Origin of the sequence: Paeniglutamicibacter kerguelensis (assembly GCF_017876535.1) — a bacterium.
Lineage (GTDB): Bacteria > Actinomycetota > Actinomycetes > Actinomycetales > Micrococcaceae > Paeniglutamicibacter > Paeniglutamicibacter kerguelensis.
This window is the reverse complement of record NZ_JAGIOF010000001.1, coordinates 2,424,793-2,448,105: the sequence shown is the minus strand read 5'-3', so window position 1 is coordinate 2,448,105 and position 23,313 is coordinate 2,424,793. Positions and strand designations below refer to the sequence as shown.

Here is a 23,313-nt window from a genome sequence, read left to right as displayed (position 1 = left end):
CCCGGCGCCCCCGGGTTTAAGCGAAACTAGTGTGCGAAGCCCACGCGGCGGGCTTCCTCCACACCGATTTCAACGTAGGCGATGCCCGCGACGGGAACCAGCATGAGGCGGCCCTTGGAATCGGTGAGGCGCAATTCTCCGCCGGCGCTCAATGCGTCCGAGACACGCTGGGCCAACTCTTCCGCGTTTTCGGCAGACTCGATTACGATCTCGCGGGCAACATTCTGAATTCCAATGCGAACGTCCATGGTGGCCTTCCTGGTTTTTGCGTACGTCGGTGCCCAGTGGCACCGAGAAACTTCTGATCTGAATTTACGTCAGGATTCTTTGGGGAAGCGACCGATTCCGCGCCAAGCTAAACGCGAGACCAATTTGCTGGCCTCCTCCATACTCACTTCGTCGCGCAGGTCCACCCAGTAACGGGCCGAAACCTGGGCCATCCCGGCCAAGGCACGGCCCATCAGCAGTGCCTGGCCCGGGGGAAGGTTGGTGTCCTCGGCGACGACCTCGGCGATACCAAAGGCGAACTTGGCGTTGAACGCCTCGATGCGCCCGCCGATCTCCTCGTCGTTGAGCAGGTCGGACTCGAAAATGAGCCGGAACGCCTGGGAATCGCGGGCGATGAACTCGTAGTAGGCATGGATTGTGGCGCGAACGCGCAGCTTGTTGTCGTTTGTCGAGTTCAATGCCTGCTGCAGCAGCGCACTGAACTCATCCATGTGCTGGTCCAGCAGCGCAATGTAGAGCTCGCGCTTGCCGGGGAAGTGCTGGTAGAGCACGGGTTTGGAGACCTCGGCGACCTCGGCGATTTCATCCATCGAAGCACCGTGGAAGCCATGGGCGACGAATACCTGGTGCGCGGCCTGCAAAAGCTGGCGGCGGCGGGCCTCGCGCGGCATCCGTTGCGTACGAACGCCACGGCTGGGGGAAGTAGTCACATCGGCCCTTTCGAGGTGCAGTCCGCCGTCGGATGCGGCGGACTCTCGTGCAAGTCTACTCTTGGGTAACGAAGTGGAAAGGGTACTGCGCCGCCGTCATTGCGGGGCTATGGTATTTCCATGGAACCCAACGAGTCGCCAACCATTTCATCCGGCACGTCCTCGGTGAAGCGGCCGGGGCCGGGGCTTGCGCCGCTGGTGGAGCCCGGGTCCGAGCTCGGCGCCGAGGAACTGATGCGCTATTCGAGGCAGATCATTATTCCGGAGATCGGGATGGTCGGCCAGCGCCGCCTCAAGAACGCCAAGGTCCTGGTCATCGGTGCCGGGGGGCTTGGTTCGCCAGCCTTGCTTTACCTGGCCGCCGCCGGCGTGGGAACCATCGGGATCATCGATGACGACGTGGTCGACGTCAGCAACCTGCAGCGCCAGGTCATCCACGCCGTGTCATCGGTTGGCCGGCTCAAGACCGAATCGGCCGCCGCCCGCATCCGAGAGCTGAATCCGCTGGTTGCCGTGCGCCTGCACTCCCACCGCCTGGACGTCGAGAACGTCCTGGGCCTTTTTGGGCAATACGACGTCATTCTTGACGGCACCGACAACTTCGCTACCAGGTACCTGGTCAACGACGCGGCGGCGTTGTGCGGCAAACCCTACGTGTGGGGGTCCATCCTTCGTTTCGACGGGCAGGTCAGCGTCTTTTGGGACAAGTTCGGCCCGAACTACCGGGACCTTTACCCCACGCCGCCGCCGGCCGGCACCGTTCCCTCGTGTTCCGAGGGCGGGGTCTTTGGCGTGTTGTGCGCCCAGGTGGGTTCGGTCATGGTTGCCGAAACCATCAAGCTGATCACCGGAGTGGGGGAGCCGCTCCTCGGCCGGGTGCTGATCCTGGACTCGCTGGACATGCGCTGGAGCGAGATCCGGCTTGAAGCGGACCCGAGTGCTCCCGGGATCAAGGAGTTGCTGCCCAGCTACGAGGCCTTCTGCGCGGGCCCCGAGACCAATCGCGCGGCGGAGGGCGAACAGGAGCCGGCGACAGTCAGCGCCGCGGAACTTGCCGCATTGCTGGATGGGCGTGCGGCGGGGGACAGCGATTTCCTCCTCGTCGACGTGCGGGAGCCGGGGGAACACGAAATAGTTTCGATTCCCGGTGCAATTCTCGCTCCGCGGGGTGCCGTGCTTTCCGGCGAAATCACCTTGCCGAGGGATAAAGAGATCATTCTTCACTGCAAATCCGGAGGCCGTTCCGCCGAGGTCCTGAGGTTCCTGCGCAGCGAGGGCTATGCAGAGGTTCGCCATCTGGAGGGCGGAATCCTGGCCTGGATCCACGACGTCGACCGCACGCTTCCTGCCTACTGAGACCACAAGTCTGCGCTTCCTTGTGTGGCGTTCCCAACAGCGGGAAAAATTGTGCATAGAAATAATGCAAAATGAATAAAATTCACATAGTCTAAGGTGAACATACTGAAGTGTTGCTCTGTGGGGAGGGCACTGAGGTTAAGGTTCACCATGAAAGTTCTGTTGCTTACACTTGTGAGTTTATTGGCGCTCTCACCGGCTCCATTTGCAGTCCAAAACAATATTGCACTGTCCACCCCACCGGAAATATCCCGACAAATGAGCGGCGACGCCCAGGGTTCCGAGCAGGATGCCGTGCAATCGATAGAGCCAGGCGAGGTGCGACTTTCCGGGAAAAACTCGGTCACCGCATCAAAACCGAGGTTCGTGACGACCGGTTCCATCACGCCGCGGACCGGCAAAAGCAGCGGCGCCAAGCTCGGTTCCGCGTCCAAGGGATACACCGTGTGGGGCACGGGTAGGTCTTCCTCGGGACACACCCAAATCAAGTTCTTCGGCAAGAGCGCGTGGGTGAAATCCAACCAGCTCAAGCGCGTGGCCGCTGCGAACTACACCACCACGCGCGGCACGAAGCTTCGCTCCCAGGCGGCCGCGGGCAAGACGCTTGCGACATTGCCCAGTGACTACACCGTCGGGACCCTCACCAACGCCAAGGCCAACAAGAACAAGTGGGTCCAGGTCCAGTATCAGGGGAGGACCGGATGGGTCGCCTCCAAGGACCTCAAGGGCGCATCTCTGCGCGCGGCCGCCGGCGCGGGAAAGAAGTCGTATTCGGACGCTGCATGGGCCAAGAAGGTCCAGCAAAACATCGCCAAGTATTGCCCGTCGATTCCCGTACGCGTCAGCAAGGTCAAGGGCGAGTACTACGCGGAATCCATCCCGCGTCGCATCACGCTCAGCCGGGTCGGCAACAACGACCCGGACGCGGCGAACATCAAGGCTGTCGCCCTGCACGAATGCGCGCACATCCTTCAGTTCAAGGTCTACCCGTCGGGCTTCGCAAAGCTGACGGCCTACGCCAACAGCATCAATCCGCGTCGTGACGGACGCGGGATCGAGCACCTGGCCGACTGCATGAGCGAAAAGATGGGTGCCAAGCGCACCGGCACGCTTTCCAACGGCAACGGCTACATTGCCGGGTACCAGGGCAAGTGCACCTCCACCCAGAACCAGGCGGCGACGGCCTTGCTGGCCGGCAAGCGGCCCGCGGGGGCGTAACGCAGGCAGGTGCCGGAGCCCGCAAGGGCAGGCATCGGCCATGGCGTTCGCCGGGCGAGGCAAGGTAAGCGTCAACGCAAAGACACCGCGGGAGCCACCTTCATGAAGGGTTGGCTCCCGCGGTGTCTTTGCAGGTGCTGCGGGTGTCTAGCCGACCTGGCGCAGAGGCTCGGCGGCGGGCTCCGCGGCGGCGGGTTCCCCGGCGGCAGCGACGGGGCAGACGCCCTTGGACGCGGGCGCTGCCGGCAACTCGATCTCAAGGCCGTAGAGGGTCTCGAGGGCATCGATGTAGTCACCGGCACGGCCCTCGGCCGCGAGTTCGCGGGCGCGGACGGTCGGCACGTGCAGCAGCTGGCGCATCATGCGCCGCATCGCGAATTCGACCTCTTCGGCCGCGGCCGTGCAGCCGTGCTGGGCGCGGACCTTTTCGACCTCGGCCTCGAGCACGGACTGGGTGTGCCTGCGCAGTGCCACGATTGCGGCGTCGGCGGCACGTTCGCGCTGCTCGAGCGCAAAGGCCCGGGTGGCTCCCTGCACGATTTCGCGTGCCTGGTGCAGCGCCTGGGCCTGCTCGTCGGGGGCCGCCATGCGCACGGACTCGAGGTTGACCAGATCCACGCCGGGCAGCTGGCCGAGGCTTGGGTCGAAGTCGTTGGTCAGGGCCAGGTCGATGGCGATCAGTGCCCGGTCCCCGCGGTCCAGCGCCGCGATGTCTTCGCGCATCAGGCGGTGGTCCGAGCCGCTGCAACCGATCAGGACGTCGGCGGCCGCGAGTGCTCCCTCGAGGGATTCCTCGTCCACGGCGGTGCCTCCTCGGGTCGAGACGAATGCCTCGGCGCGGCCGGAGGCGGAGAATACCGAAATGTTGTGTGCCTTGCGCTCGCGCAGCAGCGACATGGTGGCCCCGGCGTAGGCGCCGGTGCCGAAGATGACGATGTTCTTGTTCTCCCACGCCGGGTCGGCGCTCAGGTCGGTGGCCAGGTCAAGGGCCACGGAGACAACCGAGAGGCCGCGCGAACCCAGTGCGGTGCGCGATCCGACTTCCTTGGCGGTGCGCGATGCGGTCTGGAAGAGGCGTACCAGCGAACCCGTGGCGGTGCCGGAGGCTTGCGCCTCGTTCAGGGCGCGGCGTACCTGGCCGGCGATTTCGCGTTCCCCGATGACGGCCGAATCCAGGCCGGCGCCCACGGAGAAGAGGTGTGAGACGACGTCGGACTCCGTCTTGGAGATCAACGCCCCCGAGACGGTCTCTTCACTCAGCCCGGTGCTGGCGGCGATCTGAGTGATCACCGAGGAGCGGGCGGCGGGAACGTCTTCGGAACGCGGCACTTCGCAGTAGATTTCATAGCGGTTGCAGGTGGCAAGGGTGATGGCTCCGGCCACGGGGCTGGCCGAAGCGAGCACGACGGAAGCGACCTGGGAGGCGTCGGCGCTGATCTTTGCCACGGTCTCGAGGTCGATGTCTGAATGGGAGGCAACGAGAGATAGTAAAACCACAGTGTTCCCATGATAGCCCTTCTACCTCCTGTAGAAAACAACACGTTGGATGGTTTAAGTTCGGTGGCCGGCGTGTTTGTTCGCCCGGGGCGTGCGGATTACAGTTCGGCGCAACAACTTGGCACAATCATGAATATGACGTTGAGCCAGAACCACCCGATGATGGACGGTCGCACCGCCGATTCGCCGTTGATTTCCGCCTACCGGGGCAAGACCCCAAGCCGCCGCCCCGTATGGTTTATGCGCCAGGCCGGCCGCTCGCTGCCCGAATACCGCAAGCTGCGCGAGGGCACGCAAATGCTCGAATCGTGCCTGCGCCCGGACATGGCGTCCGAAATCACCCTGCAGCCGGTGCGCCGCCACGGCGTCGACGCCGGAATCTTCTTCTCCGACATCGTCATCCCGCTGAAGCTTGCGGGCGTCGAGGTCGACATCGTCCCGGGCGTCGGCCCGGTGCTAGCCACGCCGGTGCGCACCGCCGCCGACGTGCGCGCGCTGCCGAAGATGGACGACGCCGCGCTTGATCCGATCCGCGAGGCCGTCTCCATGACCGTCGAGCAGCTGGGCAACACCCCGCTGATCGGCTTCGCCGGGGCCCCGTTCACGGTCGCCGCCTACATGGTCGAGGGGCGTCCGTCCCGCGACCACCTGGGCCCGCGCACCATGATGCACGCGGAGCCGGGCGTCTGGGAGGAGCTGGCCAACTGGGCGGCCGATGCCTCCGGCGCGTTCCTGCGCGCGCAGATCGAGGCCGGCGCCTCCGCCGGGCAGCTCTTCGACTCCTGGGCCGGATCGCTCTCGCTGGCGGACTACACCAACTTCGTGGCCCCTTCCTCCGCCCGTGCCCTTGACCACGTGCGCGACCTTGACGTGCCGCTGGTGCACTTCGGCACCGGCACCTCCGAGCTGCTCGGCGCCATGCGCAACGTGGGCGTCGACGTCATGGGCGTCGACTACCGCCTGCCGCTGGACGAGGCCAACCGCCGCCTGGGCGGGGACATCCCGCTGCAGGGCAACATCGACCCCGCGCTGCTCGAGGCCCCGTGGGAGGTGCTCGAGACGCACGTGCGCCAGGTGCTCGCCGCCGGCGACAACGCCCCGGGCCACGTGGCGAACCTCGGCCACGGCGTGCCGCCGGACACCAACCCGGAGACGCTGACCCGTGTGGTGGAACTCATCCACTCGATCGCACCGATCGCGCGTTAAGCTAGAAACACAGCCCGCATCCGCCTTCCCCGCCCCGAAAAACCCACAGCGACGCCCTTGGGCAACGCGGGGACGGGGCGGGAAGGCGGCGGGGCACCCCCGTCTCCAGGAAGAGATCATGCAGTCAAACGCACCAGAGCAGCCCGCCTCCAACGCCGCACCGGCGAGCCAGGAACCCGGCGCGGCGCCCAAGGCCAAGCGTGCGCCCGTGGCCTCCAACGCCGCGGCCCACGCCATGCGCTTGCTGCAACGCGCACGTGCGGGCGAACAGCGCTCCGCCGAGGCCAAGGCCCCGGCCGGGCCGCGTGCGGCCGTCATCGGCGGCGGCATCTCCGGCCTGGTTGCGGCCCGCGAACTTGCAATGAGCGGTCACTCGGTCACGGTCTACGAGGCTTCCGCGGAGTTCGGCGGCTGCGTGCGCGCCCACGAGGTCGCGGGCCTGGTGCTCGACGCCGGCGCCGAATCCTTCGCCACCCGCTCCACCGCCGTGGCCGACCTGCTGGTTGAGCTCGGGCTGGGCGACGACATCGTCACCCCGGCCCCCGGCGGCGCCTGGCTGTACCTCAAGCGCGGCAGCGAATCCGCGGCCCAGCCGCTGCCGGCCACCGGCATCCTGGGCATCCCCGGCGACCCGTGGGCCGAAGAGGTGCGCAGCGCCGTGGGTCGCGCCGGCGCCCTGCGTGCGGCGGCCGACCTGATCACCCCGGTGTCAAAGAAACTGCTCGAGGGTGAACTGTCCCTCGGTGCGCTGGTGCGCTCACGGATGGGAACCGCGGTGCTGGAAAATCTTGTCACTCCCGTGGTCTCCGGCGTGCACTCGGCCGACCCGGACACCCTTGACGTCGACGCGGTCGCCCCGGGCCTGCGCGCGGCGGTGCTCAAGCACGGTTCGCTGGCCAAGGCCGTGGCGGCCATGCGCGCCGCGGCCCCGGCCGGCTCCGCGGTCGCCTCGATCGCCGGCGGCATGAACAGGCTCACCGCGGCTCTGCTGAAGGACTTGCGCGCCGCGAACGTCGTGCTGCTGCCCGGAACGGCCGTCGCCTCGGTGCACCACCAAGCCGGGACCGGCAATCCGGACCAGGCCTTCGAGCTCCGCCTGGCCGGCGGCACCGAGGCCGGGACCGAGGGCGGCTCCCAGCCGGCCGCGGCCGAACCCGCATGCTTCTCCCGCGTGGTCATCGCGACCCCCGGCGAGATCGCCACCGACCTGCTGGTCGGCATCGACCCCGGATTTGCCGGCTACCGCCCGGCCCCGGGCGCCGGCATCTCGCTGGTGACCCTCGTCATCGACAAGCCCGAACTCGACGACGCCCCGCGCGGCACCGGCGTGTTGGTCGCGCCGACCGTGGACACCGTCGGGGCGAAGGCGCTGACCCACGGCACTGCCAAGTGGCAGTGGCTGGGCGACGAATCCGGACCCGGATCCCACGTGCTGCGCCTGTCCTACGGCCGGCTCAACGACGTGGCCGGGTCGCTGGCCAACGCGGACGATGCGTCGCTGCGGACCGCGGCGCTTGCGGACGCCTCCACCCTGCTGGGCCTGGAAATCACCGCCGGCGACGTGCTGGGCTTCGACGTGGTGCGCTATGCGGGCGCGCTGCCGTTTGCGACGACCGGGCATGCCGCCCGGGTCGCGGCGATCCGCGAACGCACGAATGCCACCCCGGGACTCGAGGTCGTCGGCGCCTGGCTCTCCGGGACCGGGTTGGCGGCCGTGGTGGCCGACACCCGCAGGCGCCTGCGCATCAGCGCCAGCTAGCAACGGGGGTCCGGGCGGGCCGCCGGATCTCAACAGACTTTCACACCAGACCTTCACACCAGAGAAGAAACAGCCTCTTCGCCTTCACGCGCGAAGAACCGCAGAGAAAGCAGAAGAATCATCATGAGTGCAGTTGAAAGCCATTCGCCAGTGATCCGCGACCGCGAGGCAGCGGGCGACGCCACGATGTACTACACCCTGTGGACCATCTTCAAGCGCGACTCCGACCTGGACCGAACCGAGGGCGTCGAGGCCTTCGACGCGCTTGTCGAGGAACTCGCCGCCGAGGGCGTGACCGTGCGCGGCACCTACGACGTCTCGGGCATGCGCGAGGATGCCGACGTGATGATCTGGATGCACGGCGCCACCGCCGAGTCCCTGCAGGCCGCGCTGCGCAAGATCCGCCGCTCGTTCCTGTTCGCCGAGACCTCGATCGTCTACTCGACCATGGGCGTGCACCGCGAGGCCGAGTTCGCCAAGGACCACTCGCCGGCGTTCGCCCGCGGCGTAGCCCCCGAGGCCTGGATGACCGTCTACCCGTTCGTGCGCACCAACGACTGGTACCTGCTTGACCCGAAGGACCGCGGCAAGATGCTGCGCGACCACGGCATCCTGGGCCGCGAGTTCCCGATGGTGCTGGCCAACACCGTCGCCGCCTTCTCCTTCAGCGACTACGAATGGCAGATCTGTCTGGAGGCGCCGGACATGATCGACCTCGTCGACATGATGCGCCACCTGCGCTACACCGAGGCCCGCAACCACGTGCGCGAGGAAACCCCGTTCTACACCGGACGCCGCGTCTCCACCGCCGAGGTCGCCGAGGTCCTGCGATGAGCCAGGCCTTCGACCCGCGCGTCGGCTACGACGAAAACGGCGTCATGGCACCCAAGGCCTACGACGCGATCCTGCTGGCATCCTTCGGCGGTCCGGAGGGGCAGGACGACGTGATCCCGTTCCTGCGCAACGTCACCGCCGGCCGCGGCATCCCGGACGAACGCCTCGAGGAGGTGTCCCACCACTACCGCAAAAACGGTGGCGTTTCGCCGATCAACGCGCAGAACCGCGCGCTGAAGGCCGCCCTCGAGGCCGAGCTCGTCGCACGCGGCATCGATCTGCCGGTCTACTGGGGCAACCGCAACTGGGCGCCGTACATCCCGGAAACCGTCGAGCGGATGTACGCCGAGGGGCACCGCAAGGTGCTCATGATCTCCACCAGCGCCTACTCCGGCTACTCGAGCTGCCGCCAGTACCGCGAGGACCTCGGCGAGGCCCTGCGCGACACCGGCCTCGAGGGCAAGCTCGAGGTGGACAAGGTGCGCCAGTACTTCGACACCCCCGCGTTCGTCGCCCCGTTCATGGAAGGCCTGGCGGACTCGCTGGCCGAGGTGCGTGCGCAGCTGGCGCAGGCCGGAAACCCGGACGGCGAGATCAAGGTCGTCTTCGTCACCCACTCCATCCCGACCTCGGATGCCGAGGCGGCGGGCCCGCGCGACCTCGTCGCAAAGCTGGACACCGACCTGTACACGGCCCAGCACCTGGCCGTCGCCGACGCGATCCTCGCCGGTGTGCCCGCCGCTGCCGGCCTGGAGCACACGTTGGTCTTCCAGTCGCGCTCCGGCGCCCCTCACATCCCGTGGCTCGAGCCGGACATCAACGACGCCCTGGAGGAGTACAAGGAAGCCGGCGTTGCCGGCGTCGTGGTGGTGCCCATCGGCTTCGTCTCCGACCACATGGAGGTCCTCTGGGATCTGGACACCGAGGCGAAGGACACCTGCGCCGAGCTCGGCCTAGCCTTCCACCGCGTGCCGACCCCCGGAACCCACGCCAAGTTCGTCTCCGGCATGATCGACCTGGTCAGCGAGCGTGTTGCAGGTGCAGACGGAAACGCGCTGAAGTCCGGCCGCGACTCGGTCGCCGCGCTCGGGCCGTGGTTCGACGTCTGCCGACCCAACTGCTGCGCCAAGGTGATGCGCGACGGCACCGTCAAGCCCACCATCGCCGCCGTCGACTCCGAGGTCGGGGTGCCGTCGCCATGACCCAGGCACCCTTCCGGATCGGCACGCGCGGCTCCGCCCTGGCCACCACCCAGACCGGGCACGTGGCCGCGGAGCTCGCGGAGCTGGCCGGTATCGAGATCGAAACCGTCCTGGTCAAGACCGAGGGCGACGTGACCACCGGGCCGCTCTCGCAGCTCGGCGGCACCGGCGTGTTCGCCGCGGCGCTGCGCCAGGCGCTGCTGTCCGGCGAATGCGACCTGGCCGTGCACTCGCTCAAGGACCTGCCCACGACCCAGCCCGAGGGCCTGGTCATCGCGGCGACCCCGAAGCGCGCCGACGTGCGCGACGCCCTGTGTGCCCGCGACGGGCTCTTCCTGGCCGAGCTGCCCGAGGGTGCAACCGTCGGCACCGGATCCCCGCGCCGTGCGGCCCAGCTGCTGGCCTTCCGCCCGGATTTGAAGATCGTCGACATCCGCGGCAACGTCGGCACCCGGCTGGGCCGGGTCAAGGGCTCGCCCGCGCAGGCCGACGACGGGGGAGTGGGCCGCACCAACCAGGGCGACCTGGACGCGGTCATCCTGGCCGCGGCCGGCCTGGAACGCCTGGGCCTCGAATCCCACATCACCGAGTACCTGGACCCGGAGATCATGCTCCCGGCCCCGGGACAGGGGTCGCTCGCGGTCGAGGTGCGCGCGGCGGGCAGTTCGAACGCGGCGGTCGACGCGGCGCTGGAGAAGCTCGACGACCACGACACGCGCCTGGCCGTCACCGCCGAACGCGCGCTGCTGGCCCGCCTGGAGGCCGGCTGCGCCGCGCCCATCGGTGCGCTGGCCCGCGTGTTCGAGGACACGCTGGTGCTCGATTCGGTGGCCTGCCGCCCCGACGGCACCGACACCATGCGCCGGACCGCCACCACGCAAACGCTCACCGTCGACGGGGCCATTGCCCTGGGCGTGGCGTTGGCCGAGCTGCTGCTGCGCGAGGGCGCGGCCGCGTTGGCGGGGCTCTAGCGGCCATGTCCATTTCCGGGGTGTTGGCGGGGCGCACCGCCCTGCTGCTGCGCAGCGCCGATCGGGCCTCCGCCACGATCGCCGCGCTGCGCGAACGCGGGGCGCGCACCGCGCTGTGCCAGCTCATCGACTTCGAGCTGCCCGCCGACACCGCGGAACTCGATGCCGGCCTGCGCCGGCTGCTGGCCGGCGGGTTCGATTGGTGCGTTTTCACGTCCGTCAACACGCTCACCGCGCTGGCCCTGCGCGCGAAGGCCATGGGCCTGGAGCTGGCCGTCCCGTCCGCCACCCGCATCGCCGTCGTCGGCGAGGCGACGGCGCGGGCCGTGCTGAAGTTGGGGGCCTCCGTCGATTTCATGCCGGAGGCCGACCACTCGGCCCGCGGCATGCTCGCCGAATGGGACGCCCTGCGCGCCAGCCCGGCGAGCGTGTTCATGCCGCAGGCGGACATCGCCTCCGCCACGCTGCGCACCGGCTTCGCCGCCCACGGGTGGGACGCGCACATCGTGGTTGCCTACAACACCGTTGCCGCGCCCGCGGATCCGGCCCGTGCACTGGTTTCCCCCGCGGGCGCACCCGCAACGGACCTGCCGCCCGGCGGCCGACGGCTACACATCGACGAGCTGGCCGCGAGCCTGCCCGACATCGATGCGGTCTTCTTCACCTCCCCGAGCACGGTGGACAGGTTCCTGGCCGTGGCGCCCGCGCCGGATGCCGCACTGGATCTCATCGCCATCGGGGACAGCACCGCGGCGCGCCTGCGCGAGCGCGGATTCACGCCCGCAGCCGTCGCGGACCTGCCCACCCCGGCGGGCATGATCGCCGCCTGGGAAGCCGCGCTGGCGGCCTCCGGCCCCGGCCGCCCACGGCCAACCCGAACTTGAACACCCGAACTTGAGCCACCACAGAACTTGAACAACCCCGAGCTTCACGAGGAGCCAGAATGTCATTCCCAGCCCGCAGGCCCCGCCGCCTGCGCACCACCCCCGCCATGCGCCGACTCACCGCCGAGCTGACCCTGGCCCCGCAGCAGCTGATCCTGCCCGCGTTCGTGCGCGAGGGACTCGCCGAACCCAACCCGATCACCTCCATGCCCGGCGTCGTGCAGCACACCCTTGACACGCTCAAGGCCGCCGCGGCGGAGGCCGTCGAGCTGGGCCTGGGCGGCATCATGCTCTTCGGCATCCCGGAGACCCGCGACGCCGTCGGCAGCGCCGGCATCGACCCGGCGGGCATCCTGAACCGCGGCATCGAGGCCGTGCGCGCGGAGGTCGGCGACGAGCTGGTCATCATGTCCGACGTCTGCCTGGACGAGTTCACCGACCACGGCCACTGCGGCGTGCTCGACGCCAAGGGCAACGTGGACAACGACGCCACGCTGGAAATCTACGGCCGCATGGCCGTGGCGCAGGCGGAGGCCGGCGCCCACATGCTCGGCCCCTCGGGCATGATGGACGGCCAGGTTGCCGTCATCCGCCAGGCCCTGGATGAGGCCGGCCACCAGGACGTCTCCATCCTGGCCTACGCCGCCAAGTACGCCTCCGCGTTCTACGGCCCGTTCCGCGAGGCCGTCGACTCCCAGCTGAAGGGCGATCGCCGCACCTACCAGATGGATGCGGCCAACCGCCGCGAGGCCATGGTCGAGGTTGAGCTCGACCTTGCCGAGGGCGCCGACATGGTCATGGTCAAGCCGGCCATGAGCTACCTGGACGTGCTGGCGGACGTCGCCGCCATGTCCCCGGTGCCCGTCTCCGCGTACCAGATCTCCGGCGAGTACGCGATGATCGAGGCCGCCGCCGCCAACGGCTGGATCGACCGCCGAGCCGCCATCACCGAATCCGTCCTGGGCATCCGCCGTGCCGGTGCCGACACCGTGTTGACCTACTGGGCCTCCGAACTGGCCCAGTGGCTGAAAGAAGGAAAGTAATGACCAGCTCCGCAGAACTCTTTGCCACCGCCCAGAAGCTGATGCCCGGCGGGGTGAACTCCCCGGTGCGCGCCTTCGGCTCGGTCGGCGGCGTTCCCCCGTTCATGGTCGGAGCCAAGGGCGCCTACCTGACCGATGCCGACGGGAACTCCTACGTGGACCTGGTCTGCTCGTGGGGCCCGGCCCTTCTGGGCCACGCGCACCCGGCCATCCAGGACGCCGTGCACGCGGCGGTCGACCGCGGGCTGTCCTTCGGGGCGTCGACGCCCGACGAAGGCAAGCTCGCAGCACTCGTGATGGGCCGCGTCGGCGGGGTCGAGCGCATGCGCATGGTCTCCACCGGCACCGAGGCCACCATGACCGCGGTGCGCCTGGCCCGCGGCTACACCGGCCGCGACCTGATCGTGAAGTTCGCCGGCTGCTACCACGGCCACCTCGACGGACTGCTGGCCGCCGCCGGATCCGGCCTGGCCACCCTGGCGCTGCCCGGCTCCGCAGGCGTCACCGCGGCCACCGCCGCCGAGACCCTGGTGCTGCCGTACAACGACCGCGAGGCCGTCACCGCCGCGTTCGCCGAGCACGGCGCCAACATCGCCGCGGTCATCACCGAGTCCGCACCCTGCAACATGGGCGTCGTCACCCCGGAGGCCGGCTTCAACAAGTTCCTCGCCGAGACCACCCGCGCCAACGGCGCCCTGCTGATCCTCGACGAGGTGCTCACCGGCTTCCGTGCTTCCGACGCTGGCTACTGGGGCCTGACCGGCCGCACCGAGGGCTGGACCCCGGACCTCTACACCTTCGGCAAGGTCATCGGCGGCGGCCTGCCCACCGCCGCGCTCGGCGGCCGCGCCGAGGTCATGGACTACCTGGCCCCGCTGGGCCCGGTCTACCAGGCCGGCACGCTCTCGGGCAACCCGGTGGCCATGGCCGCGGGCATCGCCCAGCTGACCCACGCCACCCCCGAGGTCTACGCACACATCGACGCGAAGTCCCTGGAACTGCAGGCGGCCCTGGCCTCCGCGCTGAATGATGCGGGGGTCGATCACTCGATCCAGCGTGCGGGCAACCTGTTCTCCGTCGCCTTCGGCACCTCGGTACACGGCGTGCACAACTACGAGCAGGCCCAGGCGCAGGAAGCCTACCGCTACGCACCGTTCTTCCACTCGATGCTGGAGTCGGGCATCTACCTGCCGCCGAGCGTCTTCGAGGCCTGGTTCCTGTCCTCCGCACACGACGACGAGGCCATGGACAAGATCTTCGCGGCGCTGCCTGCCGCCGCCCGCGCCGCGGCCGCAGCCACCCCGGCGGCCTGATCGCTGAAGGCCGAACCCCGGCACGAATGCTCCCCGGTTTTCCCGCGCCCCTCCAAGGTGCCGCGGGGAAACCCGGGAGCATTCCGCGTTAACCGGCGGGTACGTGAGGTGCCCGGGCTATTTCGGGCCTCCGAAAGCGCCCGGGGCGTGAGGTGTGGCTCACGTCGCCCGTCGGAGCTGCCGTGGGGTGCGGCGCCCCGGGCCGGGTGCCGGAACGAGCTTGGGTTTCCGGGTGCAATGACCTAAATGCCCACGTCAGCATGAGATTGTTCTACAAAAAGCGGGTCGGCCGACGGTGGAGGCCCGCGCGCCGGGGACCGTCATTTGGGCTCGAGTCCAAGTAAAGCGGCAGAATCCGCGCCAAGGGAGCACAGCTAGGCTTGTGCGGTTAGTTTTCGCGTTTCATTGCCCAGGGGATCATAGTGAGCCTATTTCGTACCAAACCCGTCGAGAGTTTCTTGGCGGATGCCGCAGAGCCGGGTCGCCAGCTCAAGCGGACCCTGAACACCTGGGATCTGATGATCATGGGTGTAGCAGTATCGGTGGGCGCCGGAATCTTCTCCGTGGGTGCACGGGCCGCAGCAAACTTCTCCGGTCCCGCAGTCACGCTTTCCTTTGTGATCGCCGCGCTTACCTGCGCAATGGCGATCATGTGTTACGCAGAATTTGCCACGGCGATCCCCGTTGCAGGTTCAGCGTATGTATTTTCCTACGCCACCATGGGTGAGTTCATCGCGTGGATCATCGGGTGGAACCTGATCCTCGAACTGTTCACCGCAGCAGCGGTGATCGCCAAGTACTGGGGTATCTACCTCACCGAAGTCTTCCAGCTCGTGGGAGTACACCTCTCACCAACCATTGATCTAGGCATCGTCACCATGAGCTGGGGACCGTTGCTGATCGTTGCGCTGTTTACGCTGTTGCTCGTCATGGGCACCAAGCTTTCAGCCACGGTCGGCAACATCTTTACCGTCATCAAGATCGGCGTGGTGCTCTTTGTCATCGTCGCCGGGTTCTTCTACGTGAAGGTGGAGAACTACACGCCTTTCGTCCCGGAAGCAGTCCCGGCCACGGGTGACGGCACCACTGAGGTGCTCAAGCAGTCGCTGTTCGCCTTCGCCACCGGCGCCGCTCCGGCGCAGTACGGCATGATGGGCGTCTTCGCGGGCGCCGCACTGGTGTTCTTCGCCTTCGTCGGCTTCGACGTCGTGGCCACCAGCGCCGAGGAGGTCAAGAACCCGAGTAAGACGCTGCCGCGCGGCATCTTCGCGGGCCTGGCCCTGACCACGCTGCTCTACGTAGGCGTCTCGCTCGCACTGACCGGCATGGTCTCCTACAAGGACCTCGCTGCAGTCGAAACCCCGAACCTGGCCACCGCGTTCTCGCTGGTGGGCAACGAGGGCGCCGCATCGGTCATCGCCGTCGGTTCGCTGATCGGCCTGACCACCGTGATCATGGTGCTGCTCATGGGCCTCTCGCGCGTGGTGCTTGCCATCAGCCGCGACGGCCTGCTGCCGCGCTCGCTGTCCAAGACCAGCGCCAAGCGCGGCACCCCGGTGCGCATCACCGTCATCTGCGGTGCCCTGGTGGCATTTGCCGCAGGCTTCACCCGCGTGGACGTGCTCGAGGAAATGATCAACATCGGCACGCTGTCCGCCTTTGTGATGGTCAGCCTGGGCATCATCGTCCTGCGCCGCAAGCGCCCGGATTTGAAGCCCGCCTTCCGCGTGCCGTTCGGTCCGGTCATACCGATCGTCTCGGCCCTGTTGTGCACCTACCTGATGCTCAACCTGGCCGTCGAGACCTGGATCTACTTTGCCGGCTGGCTGGTGCTGGGTGTGGCGATCTACTTCGGCTATGGCCGACGCCACTCGCGCCTGAACGAGAAGTTCGCCGACCAGATCGCAGCGATGGGAAAGGTCGACGAGCCGGAGCTCGTCGGAAAGTAAGACCGCCGACCGCCCCCGCCGGGGCCCGGCAAACAAGCATTGAACAGGCGAAAGCGCCGGCGCCACTTCTGCGATCCAGAACAGGGTGCCGGCGCTTTTGCGTACCTGCCATGTCGGCACGCGTTCGGGCAGGCCTTCGGCCGATGCCCGAACGCTGGCAACCGGGGCGCACCAGGACGTCTCGGCGGTAGCCGATGGTTGTTCAGTCACCGCCGGTCTGGTGACCACGGCACTAGGAGCAGAACTGGCGCAACGGGTCAGGAAAATTGGCGCCGCAGAGCCACGAGTCCGGGGTCGGTTGGGGTTCCGGAACCGGGGCGGCTGGTTTGATGGCCGGAACCGTGGGTGTTGGCGTGGCCGGAACCGGGGCGGCCGGTTTGAGCTCCGGAGCCTTGGGGGAGGGGAACGCCAGCACCGCCAGGAGGGGATGGTGGTCTGACGGCACCTTGCCCTTGAACTTGCCGGTGCGGGGATCGATCTTCACGACCAGTTCCCAGCTTTTGACTCCGATGCCCTTGTCCACCATGATGTAGTCGATTCGCTTGCCGGGTACCCGCGGGAGCGGGTTCTTGAATCCGTGGAAACTGTTGAAGGTGGTGTTCTTCCCCGGCGCATCGACTTTTGCGGTGTCCCTGAATCCGTTCTTGAGCAGTGTCTTCACCGGCTTCTGGTAGGCATAGGAGTTCAGGTCGCCCATGAAGAGAACCGGCAAGCCCTGCGGATTGATCGAGGTGCGCAGGGCCTTGAGTATGTTCTTGACCTGCCCGTTACGGCAGCGCTCGAAGTCGCCGCGCTCGTTGATGCCCTCGAAGTCCAGGTGGGTGTTCACCATCAGAAATGTGGTCGACGGTGTGGTGCGCGTGCGGAAGACCTGCCAGACCATGGCGCGGTCGTCCCATTCGCACCAGTCGTTGTCCACGTTGACGGTTCCCCCGGTGCCGATGGGTTCCACAGTTGCCTTTTTGTAGAAGATGTGCAGGCCGAATTGCTCCGCTTCGTCATCGGAACAGTCCTTCTTGCCGCAATCCTCGTACTTGCCGTCGGAACCCGTGAGGGCGTGGCCGTACCCCTTTTTGGCAAGGGCCCGGCGCAGGCTCTCCCACTGGGGGATGTCGTCGTCGTTATCATCCCAGTCACGGGAGATGGAGGCTTCCTGGACTCCCAGGACATCCACGGAATGCGATGTGACCGTCTTGGCCACGGCCGCACGGCGTTCGTCCCAAGGGTGCTCATCTTGGTGTCGGAGAGCCGTCAGGATGTTGAAACTCATTGCCGTGATCTGCGGTGCCGGTGCATTGCCGGTGGCAACCTGCTTCGGCAAGGGCTTCGTTGGCGGCCCCGTGATCGAGGGGCTTTCTGGGGCCTGCGGATGTACTGCAATCCCCTGTTGAGGTGCCACCGCCGGCGCTGCGCCGGGTGTTGGCCAGCCCCCGATCGCGGCAGCGAGAACCAACGCTGCCAATGCTCCCCAAAATGCACGAAGTCTCCGCGACATCTGGCCACCCCAATCGACCATGGCCGGGTCCGGCCACTTGGATTTGTCCTTGCAGGGGCCTCGACCGCGCCATTACGGCCGGGGTCCTGAGCGGCCCCGGACGATGCGAGTGCATCCGGGGCGAACTCATTTGCCCATGCTAACACCGGCGGTCGCGAGTCAATAAGGGGAAAGCAGCCGAATTTGGCGACCGGTGACCCGCTTGCGGGACCTAGCTGCGGCGCGGGAGGCGTCGCCCGTCTCGGTCCGCCGCCGTGGGTGTGGTGCCGCCGTGCGGCGGCAAGGCGTGATTGACGTGTCGCGGGCACGAAAAATGCGCTGCCCCATCCTGCTGAGGCAGGGGGAGCAGCGCATCTTGCGGTCTCCCCGGAGGGAAGCCGTGTGGAGCCTAGAACGCCGGGATGACGTCGCCTTCGGTCCAGGTGGTCTTGATGTACTCGCGGACCTCGTCCGAACGCAGCAGCTCGTCGAGCTTGGCGATCGCCGGGGTCGATTCGCCCGCACGCCAGGTCAGGAAGTTGGCGTTCGGGTTGTTCTCCGCCGATTCCTGGGCCAGGACCTCGTCCTTGTTCAGCTTCGCCTGGACGATGTAGTTGCCGTTGACGATTGCCATGCCCACGGTCGGGTCTTCCTGGTAGAACTTCGGGACCTGCTCCGAGTTGACTTCCTGGAACTTGAGCTTCTTCGGGTTCTTGGCCGCGTCGTCCTGGACGGTCAGGGCCGAGTCGCCGTCGACCAGGCCGGTCAGCAGGCCGGCGGATTCCAACACGCGCAGGCCGCGCAGCTGGTTGACCGGGTCGTTGTTCAACACGACAACGGCGCCCTCGGTCACCGAGGCGACGTCCTTGAACTTCTTGGAGAACACGGTCAGCGGTTCCAGGTGGATGCCGGGGCCGTGCTCGAACTTGTAGCCCTTGGTCTTCATCTGGTCGGCCAGGTAGGCCTCGGTCTGGAAGTAGTTGGCGTCCAGGCTGCCGTCCGCAAGCGCGATGTTCGGGGTCTGGTAGTCGTCGATCTCTGTGATCTCCAGATCGATGCCGTTCTTCGCGGCCAGGTTCTTGTCGATGAACTCGAGGATCTGGGCGTGCGGGATCGGGCTGGCGCCGACCTTGACGATCGTGGGGTTGGCCGGGTCGAGCGTTGCCGTCGCGCTGGGGGCAGCGGAATTTCCGCCACCGCAAGCCGTCAGTGCGAACAGGGTTGCGACGCCGGTCAGGGCAAGTGCGAGTTTCTTACGCATCGGATGCGTTTTCCTTTTCATCAAGACCCGGAGTCGGTGGACAACGGGCAACTAACGCAGCTAGCGGCTACTGGCTGCGCGCCGGCGGAAGTGAACCGCCGGAAAATCACGAAGGGGCACGGGTGCGCCCCAAGGGGATACTGCGATGGAAAAGCTGGGTGAGGCCGGTCCGCGGGAGTGGACCGTGCGCCCGGGGGTGGGTTGGTGCGGCGGGACGGACGCCGCACCAACCGGGGTCTTGCAGGTGGGTCAAGCCGGGCCTAGAAGGCCGGGATGACGTCGCCCTCTGGCCAGGTGGTCTTGATGTAGGTGCGGACCTCGTCCGAGTGCAGCAGCTCATCGAGCTTGGCCACGGCGGCGGTCTTCTCGCCGGCGCGCCAGGCCAGGATGTTGGCGTTCGGATTGTCCTTGGTCGGCTCCACGGCAAGGACCTCGTCCTTGTTCAGCTTCGCCTGGACGATGTAGTTGCCGTTGACCACGGCGATTCCCACGGTGGAATCCTCCTGGTAGAACTTCGGCACCTGTTCGGCGTTCACTTCCTGGAACTTCAGGTGCTTCGGGTTCTTGGCCTCGTCGGACTCGACGGTCAGGACCGAATCGCCATCGACGATGCCGCTGATCAGTCCGGCGCTCTCGAGGACGCGCAGGCCGCGGATCTGGTTCGACGGGTCGTTCATCAGCACAACGAGCGCGCCATCGGTCACCGAGGCCGCGTCGGCGAACTTCTTGGAGAACGCGGTCAGCGGTTCGAGCAGGATGCCCGCGCCGTGCTCCAGCTTGTAGCCCTTGGTCTTGACCTGGTCGTCGAAGAACGGCACGTGCTGGAAGAAGTTGGCATCGATCGAACCGTCACTCAGCGCCAGGTTCGGGGTTTGGTAGTCGTCGATCTCTGTGATGTCCAGGTCGATGCCGGCCTTCTTGGCGAGGTTCTCATCGATGTACTGGAGGATCTGCGAGTGCGGAACCGGGCTGGCGCCGACCTTGACGATCGTCGGGTTGGCCGGGTCCAGCGTGGCGTTGAGGTCCGCGCTGGGGGTGGCAGCGCCGCCACCGCAAGCCGTCAGGGCGAACAGGGTTGCGACTCCGGTGAGTGCGAGAGCTAGTTTCTTACGCATTGGATGCGTTTCCTTTTCATGAAGAACCGGCGTCCGGGACGCCGGGTAACCAACGCAGCTAGCGGCTACTGGCTGCGCGCCGGCGGATTAACCGCCGGAAACTTTCGGGAGGGGCGCCGAGGCGGCGCCCCCGGGGGTTAGCGGTGGTCGACCAGACGGGAGATCCGGTCGCCCAGGATCTGCACGAACTGCACCAGCAGCACCATGATCACGATGGTGACGATCATGATGGTCGGTTCGTAGCGCTGGAAGCCGTAGTTGTAGGCGAGTCGGCCCAAGCCGCCGCCGCCGACCAGGCCGGCCATCGCGGAGTAGCCGATCAGCGTCACGATCGTGGTGGTCGTCGCGGCGATGATGCCGGGCATGGCTTCGGGGACCAGCACCTTGCGGATGACCTGCATCTTGGTCGAACCCATGACCAGCGCCGCGTCGATCTTGCCCGCGGAGACATCGCGCAGGGCGGTTTCAACCAGGCGGGCGTAGAACGGGATGGTGCCAATGGTCAGCGAGACGGAGGCCGCGATCGGGCCCAGCGAGGTGCCCACCAGCCATGCGGCAAACGGGATCAACGAAACCATGAGGATCGCGAACGGGATCGACCGGGTGATGTTCACGATGACGCCGGAGAGGATCCCGTTCAGGGTCTTGTTCGGGGTCAGCCCGCCCTTGGCGGTGTTCAGCAGCAGGATGCCGAGCGGCAGGCCGATCAGGATGGTGAAGAAGGTGGAAATACCCGTCATCTGCAGGGTCTCGAGCAACGCGGGCCACAGGGCCTTGGTGATGCCGGGGTTGGTCATCAAGTCGTCGAAGAAGTCCATGTTTTACTTGGCCTCCTTCACGGTCACTGCAACGCCGTTGGAAAGCAGGTGCGCGGTGATGGCGGCGATGTCGGATCCTTCGGGAAGCTGGATGCGCAGGTGCGCGAATTGGTGTTCGCCGAGGTGCTCTACCGAACCGGCCAGCACGTTGACATCGATATTGAAGGTGCGGGCGATCGAGGAGATCACGGGCTCGGTGGCGCGGGCGCCCGAGTACAGCAGGTCCAGCACGGTGCCGGCAGGAAGGCCGTCCGGCAAGTCGCCGGGCATCGGCAGCAACGCCTGGGACAGGCGGCCGGACGGGTCTGCCACGACCTTCTGGATGTCGCCGTGTTCGACGATGCGGCCGGAATCCAGCAGGGACACCGAATCGCAGGCCTGCTTAACGACGTTCATCTCGTGCGTGATGATCAGCACCGTGAGGTTCAGGCGGTCGCGCACGGACTTGATCAGTTCAAGGATCTCGTCGGTGGTCTTCGGGTCCAGAGCGCTGGTCGGCTCGTCGCAGAGCAGCACGTCGGGGTCCGAGCACAGGGCGCGGGCGATGCCCACGCGCTGGCGCTGCCCGCCGGAAAGCTGTGCCGGGTAGGCATCGGCAAACTTGGTCAGGCCCACCAGCTCCAGGAGGTCGGCAACCTTGGCCTTGATCCTGGCCTTCGGGGTGCCGATGAGTTCGAGCGGGAACGCCACGTTCTGGGCGGTGGTGCGCGAATCCATCAGGTTTGCGTGCTGGAAGACCATGCCGATGCGTCGGCGCGCGGTGCGCAGGTCGGCATCGGAAACGTTTGCGAGTTCTTGGTTGTTCACTGCAACGGACCCGGAGGTGGGGCGATCCAACAGGGTCAGGCAACGCACAAGCGTCGACTTTCCGGCGCCGGAATGGCCGATGATGCCGTGAATCTGGCCGGCATCAACGTGCAAGGAGACACCGTCAAGGGCGACGACGGTGCGATCGCCCTGCTGGTAGACCTTGCGCAGGTCGGTAACTGTGATCAAAAGGGGTGTCCTCGGCAATCAAAATGCAAAAAGTAAAAAGGGGTACTACATATTGAAGCACTATCGAATGATTGCGGCGCAATCGTGGTACTTCAGCGCAATTTTGCGCAGCGAGACGGGTCCATCCGGTTTGCCGCCATCGATTTGTTGCATCAGCCGGCCCTTCGCCGAAGAAATCGACGACCCGGCGGAGCCCGTCATGGTGAGCGACGGCACAGCTGTGCCCGGTGAACTGTCTCACGTTCACCGGGCACCGTGCTGTTTATGGGGTTGCCCGGGTGGCGTCCCGGGCGGGCCCGTGTGTCAGCCGCGCACCGGCCACTCGCCGTTGACAACCGCGGCCGAGTCCTTGCGGCGGAAGAACTCCTGCAGGCCAGCGGCCTGTTCGGCGGCCCAGGAGACCTGTGCGCCATGCAATTCCAGCGGGTCGACCTGCAGCTTGGGGTACTTGGTGGCCAGTGCGTCGGCGATGCCGATGGTTGCGGCCGCGTCAGCCGCGGAAGTGTGGGCGTTGAGCAGCGGAACGCCGTAGAACTCGCTCATCACCGAGAGGTTGCGCTTGCCGCGGCGGTACTTGTCCACCTGCTTGTCCATGATGTACGGGTCGATGACCGGCGCGGGGGCCAGCGGGGCCACGCCGTGGCGCTTTGCCTCGCGGTCCAGCACGGTGAAATCGTAGGCGGCGTTGAACGCCATGACCGGCATGGTCTGGAACAGGTCAGCAAGGTAGGCGGAAATCTCCGCGACGGCCGTCGCGGCGTCGATGCCCTCGGCCTGGGCCTGGGCGGTGTAGATGCCGTGGATCTCGCTGGCTTCCACCGGGATCGGCACCCCGGGGTTCACCAGCCATTCCTTGGTGTGTAGGATTTCGGAGCGGCCGTTGACCACGACGATCGACGCCGTGACGATGCGTGCATCGAGCGGATCGCGCCCGGTGGTTTCAAGGTCGAACGCGGCGCGGGGGAGTGTATGCCAGGAAGTCATGCACCTACGCTACCGGGGATGGCGGACACTTTGGCACAGGACACCGCGGCGGCGTTGATGGCGGGCGTGCAATGCCGGATAGATTTGATGCATGGTGCAAAGCACTGCCGACGGGCAGCAGGAAAACGGCGGCCGCCTCGACTACGACGAGGCGGTGCTGGAAGTGGCTGCCCTGATTCCGCCGGGCAAGGTGCTCTCCTACGGGGACATCGCAGAACTGCTCGGGTCCGGCGGCCCGCGCCAGGTGGGCAAGGCCATGTCCCGGTCCGGTTCGGCCGTGTGCTGGTGGCGGGTGCTGCGCGCCGACGGCAGCCTGCCCGCGGACCTGCAAGCCCGGGCCGAGGTCCAATGGGTTGCCGAAGGCACGCCGCAGCGCGGTTCCGGCGTGCTCATGAAAGCGGCCCGGTGGGAGCCGGGCGAGTCCGAACACCGGCGCATCGACGAGGTCGCGGCCCTGCTGCCGGTTCCAAAGCGTCGTACACCACTGATCTGATG

21 protein-coding genes are annotated in these 23,313 nt (G+C 66.9%); 12 read left to right on the top strand and 9 right to left on the bottom strand.

Features of this window, described 5'->3' with window-relative positions; genetic code table 11:
• Nucleotides 1-26: 26 nt before the first annotated feature.
• A complete protein-coding gene (locus tag JOF47_RS11060; protein WP_209997809.1) occupies nt 27-248 on the bottom strand; it encodes a DUF3107 domain-containing protein in 222 nt (73 codons plus the stop codon).
• A gap of 69 nt (nt 249-317) precedes the next feature.
• Nucleotides 318-899 carry a TetR/AcrR family transcriptional regulator gene (locus JOF47_RS11055; RefSeq protein WP_210001578.1) on the bottom strand — a complete coding sequence of 194 codons (582 nt, stop codon included), beginning with the start codon at nt 897-899 and terminating at the stop codon, nt 318-320.
• Between the two features lie 159 nt (nt 900-1,058).
• On the opposite strand from JOF47_RS11055, the gene moeB reads away from it, so the two are divergent.
• Together moeB and JOF47_RS11045 are read left to right on the top strand one after the other, a co-directional pair.
• Nucleotides 1,059-2,294, top strand: a complete 1,236-nt coding sequence (moeB, locus tag JOF47_RS11050; protein ID WP_209997806.1) for a molybdopterin-synthase adenylyltransferase MoeB — start codon at nt 1,059-1,061, stop codon at nt 2,292-2,294.
• Nucleotides 2,295-2,552: 258 nt separating this feature from the next.
• Nucleotides 2,553-3,512 carry an SH3 domain-containing protein gene (locus tag JOF47_RS11045; RefSeq protein ID WP_209997805.1) on the top strand — a complete coding sequence of 320 codons (960 nt, stop codon included), beginning with the start codon at nt 2,553-2,555 and terminating at the stop codon, nt 3,510-3,512.
• A gap of 147 nt (nt 3,513-3,659) precedes the next feature.
• On the opposite strand, the gene JOF47_RS11040 is transcribed toward JOF47_RS11045, so the two are convergent.
• Nucleotides 3,660-5,009: a glutamyl-tRNA reductase gene (locus tag JOF47_RS11040; RefSeq protein ID WP_209997795.1), complete on the bottom strand. Its 1,350-nt coding sequence runs from the start codon at nt 5,007-5,009 to the stop codon at nt 3,660-3,662.
• A 135-nt stretch (nt 5,010-5,144) separates the two neighbouring features.
• On the opposite strand from JOF47_RS11040, the gene hemE reads away from it, so the two are divergent.
• From hemE to JOF47_RS10995, 9 genes are all read left to right on the top strand, one after another.
• Entirely contained in the window at nt 5,145-6,215 is a 1,071-nt protein-coding gene (gene hemE, locus JOF47_RS11035) for a uroporphyrinogen decarboxylase (protein WP_209997793.1), read from the top strand.
• A gap of 118 nt (nt 6,216-6,333) precedes the next feature.
• Complete coding sequence (locus JOF47_RS11030) at nt 6,334-7,974, top strand: protoporphyrinogen/coproporphyrinogen oxidase (RefSeq protein WP_245356344.1); 1,641 nt, start codon at nt 6,334-6,336, stop codon at nt 7,972-7,974.
• Between the two features lie 186 nt (nt 7,975-8,160).
• A complete protein-coding gene (hemQ, locus tag JOF47_RS11025) occupies nt 8,161-8,808 on the top strand; it encodes a hydrogen peroxide-dependent heme synthase (RefSeq protein ID WP_245356761.1) in 648 nt (215 codons plus the stop codon).
• Complete coding sequence (locus JOF47_RS11020; RefSeq protein WP_209997790.1) at nt 8,805-10,010, top strand: ferrochelatase; 1,206 nt, start codon at nt 8,805-8,807, stop codon at nt 10,008-10,010. Before hemQ ends, JOF47_RS11020 begins: the two co-directional genes overlap by 4 nt.
• Nucleotides 10,007-10,981, top strand: a complete 975-nt coding sequence (hemC, locus tag JOF47_RS11015) for a hydroxymethylbilane synthase (protein WP_209997788.1) — start codon at nt 10,007-10,009, stop codon at nt 10,979-10,981. Before JOF47_RS11020 ends, hemC begins: the two co-directional genes overlap by 4 nt.
• A gap of 5 nt (nt 10,982-10,986) precedes the next feature.
• Entirely contained in the window at nt 10,987-11,865 is an 879-nt protein-coding gene (locus JOF47_RS11010) for a uroporphyrinogen-III synthase (RefSeq protein ID WP_209997778.1), read from the top strand.
• Between the two features lie 59 nt (nt 11,866-11,924).
• Nucleotides 11,925-12,908, top strand: a complete 984-nt coding sequence (gene hemB / locus JOF47_RS11005; protein ID WP_209997776.1) for a porphobilinogen synthase — start codon at nt 11,925-11,927, stop codon at nt 12,906-12,908.
• The gene (hemL, locus tag JOF47_RS11000) at nt 12,908-14,221 is read left to right on the top strand and encodes a glutamate-1-semialdehyde 2,1-aminomutase (RefSeq protein ID WP_209997768.1); all 1,314 of its coding nucleotides are present in this window, start codon (nt 12,908-12,910) and stop codon (nt 14,219-14,221) included. Before hemB ends, hemL begins: the two co-directional genes overlap by 1 nt.
• Before the next feature lie 422 nt (nt 14,222-14,643).
• On the top strand, nt 14,644-16,170 hold the full coding sequence (locus JOF47_RS10995) for an amino acid permease (protein WP_209997765.1): 1,527 nt from the start codon (nt 14,644-14,646) through the stop codon (nt 16,168-16,170).
• A gap of 232 nt (nt 16,171-16,402) precedes the next feature.
• On the opposite strand, the gene JOF47_RS10990 is transcribed toward JOF47_RS10995, so the two are convergent.
• From JOF47_RS10990 to JOF47_RS10965, 6 genes are all read right to left on the bottom strand, one after another.
• Nucleotides 16,403-17,440, bottom strand: coding sequence for an endonuclease/exonuclease/phosphatase family protein (locus JOF47_RS10990; protein WP_209997764.1), 1,038 nt, complete (start codon nt 17,438-17,440; stop codon nt 16,403-16,405).
• Nucleotides 17,441-18,053: 613 nt separating this feature from the next.
• Complete coding sequence (locus tag JOF47_RS10985) at nt 18,054-18,905, bottom strand: MetQ/NlpA family ABC transporter substrate-binding protein (protein ID WP_209997750.1); 852 nt, start codon at nt 18,903-18,905, stop codon at nt 18,054-18,056.
• A gap of 260 nt (nt 18,906-19,165) precedes the next feature.
• Nucleotides 19,166-20,020: a MetQ/NlpA family ABC transporter substrate-binding protein gene (locus JOF47_RS10980; RefSeq protein ID WP_209997748.1), complete on the bottom strand. Its 855-nt coding sequence runs from the start codon at nt 20,018-20,020 to the stop codon at nt 19,166-19,168.
• A gap of 137 nt (nt 20,021-20,157) precedes the next feature.
• Nucleotides 20,158-20,838: a methionine ABC transporter permease gene (locus tag JOF47_RS10975; protein WP_209997743.1), complete on the bottom strand. Its 681-nt coding sequence runs from the start codon at nt 20,836-20,838 to the stop codon at nt 20,158-20,160.
• 3 nt (nt 20,839-20,841) lie between these two features.
• Nucleotides 20,842-21,834, bottom strand: a complete 993-nt coding sequence (locus JOF47_RS10970) for a methionine ABC transporter ATP-binding protein (protein WP_209997735.1) — start codon at nt 21,832-21,834, stop codon at nt 20,842-20,844.
• A gap of 303 nt (nt 21,835-22,137) precedes the next feature.
• On the bottom strand, nt 22,138-22,818 hold the full coding sequence (locus JOF47_RS10965; protein WP_209997734.1) for a 3'-5' exonuclease: 681 nt from the start codon (nt 22,816-22,818) through the stop codon (nt 22,138-22,140).
• Nucleotides 22,819-22,909: 91 nt separating this feature from the next.
• Here JOF47_RS10965 and JOF47_RS10960 point away from each other — a divergent pair, with 91 nt between their 5' ends.
• The gene (locus JOF47_RS10960; RefSeq protein ID WP_209997732.1) at nt 22,910-23,311 is read left to right on the top strand and encodes an MGMT family protein; all 402 of its coding nucleotides are present in this window, start codon (nt 22,910-22,912) and stop codon (nt 23,309-23,311) included.
• Nucleotides 23,312-23,313: the final 2 nt, after the last annotated feature.